Origin of the sequence: Sulfurovum sp. (assembly GCF_041562805.1) — a bacterium.
Taxonomy (GTDB): Bacteria; Campylobacterota; Campylobacteria; order Campylobacterales; family Sulfurovaceae; genus Sulfurovum.
The window spans coordinates 1-9,854 of record NZ_JBFFOH010000089.1; the positions used below are offsets into that span (position 1 = coordinate 1).

Below are 9,854 nucleotides of genomic sequence, written 5' to 3' on the forward strand. Positions count from 1 at the left end.
GATTATGATGAAGTATTGAAAGATGGAAAAGATGATGTAAAGCTACCATTTAAGTTAGTACCAGATTATGATGAGAAAAAAACTTATAGTTCGGAACCCGATATTGTCATAGTTAAAGATGATAAACAATATCCTGTTGATGCTAAGTGGAAAGTTTTGAAAACAAAAAATGCTGCATTTGATAATGACATAGCAAAATTAAGACGAGATGCTAGGATAAGAGGAACAAATAAAGGATATTTAATTTATCCTAAAATTGATGAAGAGTCTAAATTTAAGTTAAATACTGAGTATAAATATGATTTTGATGATTTTATATTTGAATTGAAAGTTATAAATGTGTAAATTAAGAAAATAAAAAGTTTGGATTACTTCCTTTTTAATTTAATTTTCTTTTAAAGATAATATGATAAAATTTCGTTGTTAATAAAAATTATCTTTAAGGAAACAACATGTTAGTAACTAAAAAAGCTCCAGATTTTACAGCAACAGCTGTACTTGCGAATGGTCAAATTGTAGACGGATTTAATCTTATGGAAAATCTAGGTGAAAAAGGTGCAGTACTTTTCTTCTACCCATTAGACTTCACATTTGTATGTCCATCAGAAATCATTGCATTTTCACACAGAGCAGCAGAATTTAGAGAAAGAGGCGTAAATATCATTGGTGTATCTGTAGATAGCCAATTCTCACACTTTGCATGGAGAGAAACTCCAGTAGCTGAAGGTGGTATCGGTAGAGTTGATATGCCACTTGTTGCAGACCTTTCTAAGCAAATTGCTAGAGATTATGATGTTCTTCTTGACGATGCAGTAGCACTTAGAGGTTCATTCCTTATTGATGCTGATGGTACAGTAAGACACGCAGTTATCAATGACCTTCCACTTGGTAGAAACATTGATGAGATGATCAGAATGGTAGATACTATGTTGTTTACTAACGAGCACGGTGAAGTATGTCCTGCTGGTTGGGTAAAAGGTGACGAAGGTATGAAAGCAGACACTGCAGGTGTTGCTGAATATCTTGCTAAGCACGAAGGCGATCTATAATCGTTTATATGTTCCCATCATTGATGATGGGAATGTATATATCAGTTTATAGTGATAAATTAATATATGCATTGAAAGGCTAACTATGACAGATTATGCAATTCTACTTAAAGAAAATGGGCTTAAAGCTACATTTCAACGGATGAATATATTGGAAAGTATAGAAAGCCATGGACATATGTCTATAGATACGATCTATGAAAAAGTCATCAAAACACATCCATCACTTTCACTTGCAACTGTCTATAAAAATATTATTTTGATGGTAGAGAAGGGTGTACTTGTAGAAGTACCTATTACAGGTAAAAAGTCAAAATATGAGCTCATTAAAGAAGATCATATTCATTTGGTTTGTACGGAGTGTGGAGAGGTAGAAGATAAACCACAACATTCTGTTGCAGATGAACTATTTTCTTCCATGACAAAACAAGAGAATTTTACCTTAAGTAAGCAGCAGGTCAATCTGTATGGTGTGTGTAGTTACTGCCAAGAGGCAGTTGCATCTTAAAATTTAAAGAGCACTTTATACTTTATTTCTTTTAGGCTTAGAGCACCAAAGTTACGACTATCGATACTCATAGGGTCTGTACCCTCTACAAAATAGGTATTATCATCAATAGATCTTACCAGTTTTATCATCATGCCATAAGCATCTTTTTCAAAGACAACGGCGTCATCTACTTTGATCTTAGTATCTTTAAATACTTTACGACAGATCACTCTCTGACCATCCTTATAGAATGGATACAGAGAGTCACCGGATATTTTAAAAATTTGAAGCATTAAAGTACAGGGTAGACTACATCTTCATTTGGTGCGTAAGGAGATTTGGCTACTTTTGTCTCCACACCTTTGATCTTCCAGAAAATTTCTGCAAATTTATTGACTTCAGCCAAAAGTGCCATCGCTTTTTCTCTGGATGCATGTTGTTTCGCTGCACCGCCTAACATCATAATGTTATGAACAATGGTATGAATTTCCGGGTATCCTTCAAGATGTGGAGGTTTGATGAAATCACCCCAGATAATGCGGATCTCTTCTTTACATTTGATCGCTTCAGACTCTTTGACGGCAACATATCTTGCCATGTCATTATGATAAGCGACATCATGTTCATCGCCCGCAGCATTCATAAGATCAACCATTCTTATGACTGAAAGTGCTGCAATTTGTGCAGCGCTTGGATCGTATATTCCACAAGGCACATCACAATGTGCTTTTACTTCTTTGATGTTTAACATTTTATATCCTTTTTATTTCATTTATTTGATGGCGCATACTGCCAACTTAAATTACAGGTTAGATCAGTAATCTAAATTGGGAGTACGGGCACCTCTTTGTGTTAAGAGCGTGATCACTTCCTCATTTTTGTAGAGATGTGCATAGTCTAAAGCAGTGTTACCATGACTGTCTTTATTTTCTATATCGACTCCTCCGTCTAATAGTAGGTTAATAATGCCAGAATTATTTTTGTAAACGGCATAATGCAGGGCAGGTAATTCATGTGTAACATATGTAGTCAATTTACATCCCATGCCAATGAGTGTTTTGAGGACTTGATGATGTTCATGATGAATGCTCCAAAAGAGGGCATTTCGTCCTTTTGCATCACTGATCTCTATATTGAGTTTTGTATTCTGTAATGATGCTATCTCTTGATATAGATTTAAAGAGATAAGCTCAAAGAGTAAACACCAACCCTCTTCTGACTGATAGTTGATCTCTGCACCGTTCATAAGAAGTTGTTTTACCGTTTGTATGTCTGTTGCATGTAATATAAGTTCAGAAGACAATGCATCTTTCAAAGTATTACACGACATGAGAGATTCCTGCCAGGTTGTATGTGCCTATTGAGATAGATAATATCCCCACTGTCAGGATGCCATATCGTAAGGCATTGACAGACTTGATCAAGTTTTCATTGATCAAATAAATTAAATAGCCAAAGAGTAAAAAAACAATACTCACACCAACGATAAAGGCCAGTACCATTTCTATACCGACATTTTGATGAGAGATAATACTTAGTGTAACAAGCATACCCCGTATACCACCTATACCCATAAGTAATCCCAGGGATAAAAGCATACTTTTGTCATGTAAATGGGCATCTTTATAATAGATATGTGTATGATGATCTGTGGCATGTGTATGATGATCGATGCGAATTTTATTTGTGATAGCTAAGTATACCAGATAGAGACCCATTAAAAGGATGACAGCGGATGAGATGATATCTCCATATTGCAAGATGTTCTCATTGGCTATCTGTCCCACAAAAAGTGCGAGAAGGTAAAGCATTGTACCATGACCCAAGGCAAAGAGAAAGGAAAGCATCAACGTTTCTTTTTTCTTTTTACCAATAGAAAAAAGTGCAATAGCAGAAAGATGATCAGGTCCTAACGCATGAAGAATACCATAGTAAAGTATGATTAGTAGACCGAAATCCATTCATTATCCTTTCTTATAATTTATCTTAAGTTATAGTAACAATTTCAGTATAGTTATAAATTATAAAAATTAACTTAAGAAAGATAAGAAAAAAGAGGAAGAGTAAAATTAGAAATATTACTCTTGATGTAGGGTATAGTTTATTTAAAAAGAGCAGAACCTACACGTATAAGATTTGATCCACACTTAATGGCCAATTGATAGTCTGAGCTCATTCCCATAGAACAGATACTGGCACCCTCTTTTTGTAGTTTTTCATAGATATTGTGTGTTGTTTCAAAACTTTGTTGTATCAGTTTTGTATCTTCTGTATGTGCACCTATGGTCATGACACCTTTAAGATTGATCTGAGGGCAGGTTTCTTTTATCGTTTGATAGATGTCAACAGCTTCTTCACTGCTTACACCAGACTTAGACTCTTCATTAGCTGCATTGATCTGAAGCAGACAGTGCATTTTTGTCTCTTTTGCCAAGAGTTTTTTGTTGAGTTCATTTGCTAACTCAATACTGTCTACTGACTGCATAAGGGTAGGGCGTAAATCTATGAGGTTATTGATCTTATTTTTTTGGAGTGAGCCTATCATATGCCATTCAAGCGGAAGTGCATCAAGTGCTTCCATTCGTTCTTTAAGCTGTTGTACTTGATTTTCGCCAAAGGCTCTTTGTCCCAAATCATACAATGTAGAAATATTTTCAAGTTCTGTATATTTAGCCACAGTGACAAGTTTTACAATGTGGTGTTCACTCACTGTTATACGTGCTTGCTCAATGTTCCAGATCACTTCATCCAGATTTGCTCTTAAGTGTTCTTTATCTAATATCATACCTATTGTCCTTTTCTAATGAATTGCCTACATGGCTACGCTATCACTTTGACCAGTTTGGTTCCAAGCCTATTGACTTGAAGCTAACGGTTTTTATCCCCAAAGTCTATTGATATCATTATACAATCCTAACATCATAAGAGAGATTAGTATTGCCCAACCTACAAGAGTGATGTATGTCATCACCTGATCACTTGCGGTTTTACCAGTAAGAATCTCATAGAGGTTAAACATGATATGTCCACCATCCAGAGCAGGAATAGGTAGTAAGTTTAGTACACCTAGGTTCACTGAAATGAGAGCAGTAAAAAAGAAAAGAGCCAGTATCCCTGCAGAGCTCGCTTCAGCAGTTACATCTACAATGGTGATGATACCTCCAAGTTTATCTGTACCTACTACACCGGTGATCAGTTTTTCCACACTCTGTACGATGAGTAAAGAGGCTTTTTTAGTCTCTTCCCAAGCATAATCCAGTCCATCTACAAATCCGAAATAGACGGTTGTTTGTTTTCCCAAAGGACTTATACCGATGATACGTCTGGTGATCTTTTCTCCAAAAATATTTTGGTCCTCTATGACCTTTGGAGTGAGTTGAAGTGTGATAAGTCGTTGCACACGTTCAACGATAATGGTTACGTCACCATTGGTGCCATTAATTTTCTCACCGATATTTTCCCAATAAAGTACGTTGTGACCATTTACCTGGATGATCTTGTCTTCTTTGGTTAAGCCCGCTTTAAATGCAGGCGTATCTTTCCCTACTTCTCCTACATAAGGTAAGAGTTTTGGAACACCAAGGTTTGCGATCGCAAAATAAAGTAAAAAAGCCAGTAAAAAATTGGCAAAAGGACCAGCCAGCAAGATGATGATTCTCTGCCACGGTTTCTTTACATTGTAAGAGTCTTCATCGTAAGAAATATTTGTAGGATCAGTATCATCCTGACCTTTCATCTTCACGTAACCACCAAGGGGGATAGCGGAGAGACTCCACTCTGTTTTCCCTATCATCTTAGAATAGAGCTTTTTACCAAAGCCTATACTAAAGACATCGACTTGTACACCAAAAAACCGTGCTGCAGTAAAGTGTCCAAGTTCATGAAAAAAGATAAGTACCGATAAGACTAAAAGTGCAACTATAATGCCCATAAAATTCCTCTGCTATAATATTATGAATTATATCCAAGTGTTGTAAAAAATTGATATATATTAAAAATATAATAGAATATTTTGCTAAAATAAAGCATAAGGATAAAAATATGAATGAAAATAAGAATGCACCAGAAGAGATGATCCGAAATGTTGAAGATGAAACGTCTGAAATGATCGAGGAGATCATAGAAGAAATGGATAAGGAAGTCTCTGAGATCGAAGAAGAAATCATAGACGAAATGGAAGATGAAGTTTCTCAAACGATAGAGGAAGAGGGTGAACATGTAGAAGAAACGGTAGAAGATCCCCCTTTACCGGCAAACATGAAAAAACATATTAAAGCAAAACATCTTGTAGAAAAAGCGAAAAAGATCGTTAATGAAGCAAATAACCGGATAGATGCGTGTAAACTTTTACTTGAATCTAATTTGCAAGAGTATGTAGACGCCAAAGCAGAACTTAAAAAAGGTGGATTTGATGCCTGTGTATTGTTGGTAAATCAATTAGGGCAACAGACAAAAGAGGATGAAGAAGAAAAAACGACACCTATTTTTGAACCGAAAGAAGATGTCAAGCCTATGGTTTTAAAAGATGTTTCAAGTGGTAAGTTTTCAGGGTTTATTTATGCGTTATTTGGAGGAGTAGCTGCGGCCATTGGAATGATCTACCTGGCTACAGAAAAGTTAGAGATGACACTGAATGTCACTAAAGTACCTTCAGAAGATGTGATGCAAAGTATTTTGGCTTGGTTTAGTACGATCATTGGTATGCAGGAGAATGTTACTATAGGGGCAGGTGTATTAGGTTCTGTTGTACTTGTAGTTATGATCCTTATCTATATCATCCGTGTAAGTCTAAAAGCAAGGAGTAATCTCCACTTCGCCGTTAAACAGTTTGTAGAAGCAGAGCTTTACACGGAACAAAAAGCCAACTGCAAACAAGAGATGGATAAAGTAGATGCTCACATTAAAGATGCGATAGGAACAATGAAGACATATGAAGTTCTTTTGAATGAACAAAAAGGAAAACTCCAACGTATTCTATATATAGAAGGCAATAAAGAGAAGAGTGCAGGGTATCATGACAAATCATATTTAGAGATACGTGATACGAAAGAGCTTATACGTAGTATTAAAGAATTCTTGGATATTTCTATGTCAGAAGAGGGAAAACTTTCTGCGAAAAGTGTACTGTTCTTACAGCAGGCAAAAGATCAGATGGATAAAATGCTTAAAAGATATTATTGAGTCTAAAGATTCATTATAAAATATAGAAGTTAGGTGAGATATCTTTTTGTATCCGCCTTCTTGTAACTTGACTACTATACTTCACTAAAATACACTTTTCAACAAAAGAGCTTATATATTTCTTACAAAGACCCGAACAGTTAGGAATCAATATATAAAGTATGGATAATGAGATAATAATATGATTGATTAAAATTTAATCAATAAATTGAATATTAAATAGATAAAAAAATATATAATTTAGGTACAAGACATGACATGAGATCATTAAATCTCAATTGCAATAAAAGATAACTAGGGTTCCGGCAGAAAATTCTGTGTCTGGTCCGAGAGTTGTCGACCTCTTGAGTAGGGGTTACACGGAGGGATAAAAGCCCGGGAGATTTAAAATCTCGTGCCGTGTTTTAAACTTAATACTCAAAGGAATCTCCAATGAAACACATTTTCAAATCTACATCCAAATTCTTAGTTGCTACGACATTAGTCATAGGTCTTAGTACATCAGCACTCATGGCAGAAGTAAAAAACAAATTCGAGGTCTCATGGACGATCTATGTTGGTTTTATGCCTTGGGATTATGCTCAGCAGAAAGGTATTGTTGACAAGTGGGCCAAAAAATATGATATAGAAATAGACTTAGTTCAGGTGAATGATTATATTGAGTCAATTAACCAATATACAGCAGGAAAATTTGATGGATGTCTTATGACAAATATGGATGCCTTAACTATACCTGCTGCAGGTGGTGTTGATTCTACTGCACTTATTATGGGAGACTTTTCAAACGGAAACGATGGAATTATTCTTAAAGGAAAGAAAAACCTAGCTGATATAAAAGGTCAGAGTGTTAATCTTGTTGAACTTTCTGTTTCACATTATTTACTTGCACGTGGTCTTGAATCTGTCGGTCTTAGTGAACGTGATGTTAAAGTAATAAATACTTCGGACGCTGACATGGTAGCAGCATACTCTTCAAGCGAAGTTACAGCATTGACACCATGGAATCCACAATTAAGTGAGATCATGGGAATGAAAGATGCAAACCTTGTGTTTGATTCTAGTAAGATCCCTGGCGAAATTATTGATATGCTTGTTTTAAATACGGAAACAATGAAAGATAATCCGAAATTTGCCAAAGCATTGACAGGTGCATGGTTTGAAGTTATGGCACTTATGAAAAAGGGAGACAAAGATGCCTTAACTTTTATGTCTGAGGCTTCAGGTACAGACCTTGCAGGGTTCAAAAGTCAACTTGATTCTACAAAGATGTTCTATGATGCAAGTGAAGCGGTTGAGTTTGCAATGGGTGATGCGCTACCTGCAACTATGAAGAAAGTGAGTGAGTTCTCATTTGATCACGGTATTCTTGGAGAAGGTGCGCCTAATGCAGAATTCATCGGTATGGAATTCCCTGGTGGAAAGACTTTTGGTGATACGAAGAACATCAAATTACGTTTTGATGATACTTATATCAAAATGGCTGCAGAAGGGAAACTTTAGGATAGCGCCATGAAACGATTGATGAACCTACGACCATCCAGAGGAGCAACACTCTTCTGGGGTCTATTACCATTTATTATTGTCGCAGTGTTCTATCTCTCGGCATCAGATATACGTCTTTCGGAAAATCCAAATGATAAGCTGTTACCTTCAATGGCAAGCTTTTCTGAGGCTATTGACCGTATGGCCTTTACACCAAGTAAACGAACAGGTGAAATACTTTTTGCAGAAGATACTGCTTCTTCACTTAAACGACTAGGACTTGGGGTCCTCATAAGTGCTGTATTGGCAATGCTTATCGGTATCCCTCTAGGATTTATACCTTTCGTTCGAGCGGGCTTGTCTCCCTTTGTAGCTGCCTTTTCAATGGTACCGCCAATGGCTATTTTGCCTATTTTATTCATTGTTTTTGGCATGGGAGAGATGGCAAAGGTCGCATTGATCGTCATTGGTGTAACACCATTGCTTGTCCGTGATATGCAGCAACGTGTCTCTGAGATACCTGTTGAACAGCTTATTAAAGCACAGACTCTTGGTGGTTCAAGCTGGACAATTGTTATGCGTGTTGTATTGCCGCAGGTTTTTCCAAGACTGCTTGATGCAGTTCGTTTGACCCTAGGTACCGCATGGATCTTTCTTATTTCAGCTGAAGCGATCGCAGCTACTGAAGGTTTAGGATACCGAATCTTTCTAGTACGCCGTTATATGTCTATGGATGTTATTCTGCCTTATGTGGCATGGATCACTTTTCTTGCATTCTTGTTCGACTTCTTGTTAAAGAAACTTACCTATAAACTTTTCCCTTGGTATACAGCCGGGAAGGAGGGGTCATGAGTCTTATTACGATCAAAAAGCTTTGGAAGAAATATGATGACAATGTTGTACTGGAGAAAATAAATCTCAATATTGAAGAAGGTGAATTCTGTACACTCGTTGGTCCTTCAGGTTGTGGAAAGAGTACATTTTTAAAAATGCTTCTTGGGCAGGAAGCACCGACAAGCGGTACATTCTTGCTTGATGGAAAGCCTTTCCCTGATGAACCGGGGATAGAGCGTGGAATTGTTTTTCAGCGCTACTCTGTTTTCCCACATTTAACTGTTTTGGGAAATGTCATGATGGCTATGGAGCTCAAAGAGTCAAAATTCTTTGGAAAGTTGTTTGGAACAAAGCGTAAAGAAGCTAAAGAGAGTGCCATGAAGATGTTGAAATCAGTCGGCCTTGGAGATGCTGCAGATAAATACCCCAGTGAACTCTCCGGAGGTATGCAGCAGCGTCTCTCCATTGCACAGTCCTTGGTAAATAAACCAAAGATACTTTTGCTGGATGAACCATTTGGTGCATTGGACCCGGGGATTCGTGCCGATATGCATAAGCTTATCTTGGATCTTTGGGAGAAGAATAATCTCACTATTGTGATGGTTACCCATGATCTTAAGGAGAGTTTCTACCTTGGTACACGTCTGCTTGTATTTGACAAGGTACGTTATGAACCGCAGGCACCTAACATGTACGGGGCGTTGATCACGTATGACATACCTGTAGGTGATACAAGGGAATCTGTCTTAAAAGAAGTAGAAGAATCTATAAATTAGTAAAGGAACAACAATAATGATAACAACACATAAAAATATAAA

The 9,854-nt window shown here is 36.8% G+C and carries 13 protein-coding genes and 1 riboswitch; of the genes, 7 read left to right on the top strand and 6 right to left on the bottom strand.

Translation table 11 applies throughout. The annotated features are described in order from the left end of the window. From ABYK33_RS10265 to ABYK33_RS10275, 3 genes are all read left to right on the top strand, one after another. A partial coding sequence (locus tag ABYK33_RS10265) for a hypothetical protein (protein ID WP_373033097.1) occupies positions 1-345 on the top strand: 345 nt, incomplete at its 5' end. A 107-nt stretch (positions 346-452) separates the two neighbouring features. Further along, complete coding sequence (locus tag ABYK33_RS10270) at positions 453-1,049, top strand: peroxiredoxin (RefSeq protein ID WP_309494094.1); 597 nt, start codon at positions 453-455, stop codon at positions 1,047-1,049. Between the two features lie 85 nt (positions 1,050-1,134). Continuing rightward, positions 1,135-1,557 carry a Fur family transcriptional regulator gene (locus ABYK33_RS10275; protein WP_373033098.1) on the top strand — a complete coding sequence of 141 codons (423 nt, stop codon included), beginning with the start codon at positions 1,135-1,137 and terminating at the stop codon, positions 1,555-1,557. On the opposite strand, the gene ABYK33_RS10280 is transcribed toward ABYK33_RS10275, so the two are convergent. The 6 genes from ABYK33_RS10280 to rseP all read right to left on the bottom strand — a co-directional run bounded on the left by ABYK33_RS10280 (position 1,554) and on the right by rseP (position 5,470). After that, positions 1,554-1,769: a hypothetical protein gene (locus ABYK33_RS10280; RefSeq protein WP_373033099.1), complete on the bottom strand. Its 216-nt coding sequence runs from the start codon at positions 1,767-1,769 to the stop codon at positions 1,554-1,556. The genes ABYK33_RS10275 and ABYK33_RS10280 overlap by 4 nt on opposite strands. Before the next feature lie 62 nt (positions 1,770-1,831). Continuing rightward, positions 1,832-2,290 (bottom strand): superoxide dismutase, Ni, encoded by a 459-nt coding sequence (gene sodN / locus ABYK33_RS10285; protein ID WP_373033100.1) that lies wholly within the window; start codon positions 2,288-2,290, stop codon positions 1,832-1,834. 63 nt (positions 2,291-2,353) lie between these two features. Next, positions 2,354-2,869, bottom strand: a complete 516-nt coding sequence (locus ABYK33_RS10290) for an ankyrin repeat domain-containing protein (RefSeq protein ID WP_373033101.1) — start codon at positions 2,867-2,869, stop codon at positions 2,354-2,356. Continuing rightward, the gene (locus ABYK33_RS10295) at positions 2,859-3,500 is read right to left on the bottom strand and encodes a cytochrome c biogenesis protein CcdA (protein WP_373033102.1); all 642 of its coding nucleotides are present in this window, start codon (positions 3,498-3,500) and stop codon (positions 2,859-2,861) included. The genes ABYK33_RS10290 and ABYK33_RS10295 overlap by 11 nt, the downstream gene beginning before the upstream one ends. Positions 3,501-3,640: 140 nt before the next feature. Further along, positions 3,641-4,324, bottom strand: coding sequence for a YggS family pyridoxal phosphate-dependent enzyme (locus ABYK33_RS10300; RefSeq protein ID WP_373033103.1), 684 nt, complete (start codon positions 4,322-4,324; stop codon positions 3,641-3,643). 93 nt (positions 4,325-4,417) lie between these two features. Further along, entirely contained in the window at positions 4,418-5,470 is a 1,053-nt protein-coding gene (rseP, locus tag ABYK33_RS10305) for an RIP metalloprotease RseP (RefSeq protein WP_373033104.1), read from the bottom strand. 110 nt (positions 5,471-5,580) lie between these two features. On the opposite strand from rseP, the gene ABYK33_RS10310 reads away from it, so the two are divergent. The 4 genes from ABYK33_RS10310 (at position 5,581) to ABYK33_RS10325 (ending at position 9,812) form a co-directional block, all read left to right on the top strand. Continuing rightward, positions 5,581-6,720, top strand: coding sequence for a hypothetical protein (locus ABYK33_RS10310; protein ID WP_373033105.1), 1,140 nt, complete (start codon positions 5,581-5,583; stop codon positions 6,718-6,720). A gap of 283 nt (positions 6,721-7,003) precedes the next feature. Then, a riboswitch (guanidine-I (ykkC/yxkD leader) is annotated at positions 7,004-7,104 on the top strand. Between the two features lie 48 nt (positions 7,105-7,152). Then, positions 7,153-8,220 carry a putative urea ABC transporter substrate-binding protein gene (locus tag ABYK33_RS10315; RefSeq protein ID WP_373033107.1) on the top strand — a complete coding sequence of 356 codons (1,068 nt, stop codon included), beginning with the start codon at positions 7,153-7,155 and terminating at the stop codon, positions 8,218-8,220. A gap of 9 nt (positions 8,221-8,229) precedes the next feature. Further along, on the top strand, positions 8,230-9,054 hold the full coding sequence (locus tag ABYK33_RS10320) for an ABC transporter permease (RefSeq protein WP_373033108.1): 825 nt from the start codon (positions 8,230-8,232) through the stop codon (positions 9,052-9,054). Beyond that, the gene (locus tag ABYK33_RS10325; protein ID WP_373033109.1) at positions 9,051-9,812 is read left to right on the top strand and encodes an ABC transporter ATP-binding protein; all 762 of its coding nucleotides are present in this window, start codon (positions 9,051-9,053) and stop codon (positions 9,810-9,812) included. The genes ABYK33_RS10320 and ABYK33_RS10325 overlap by 4 nt, the downstream gene beginning before the upstream one ends. The last annotated feature ends 42 nt before the right edge of the window (positions 9,813-9,854 follow it).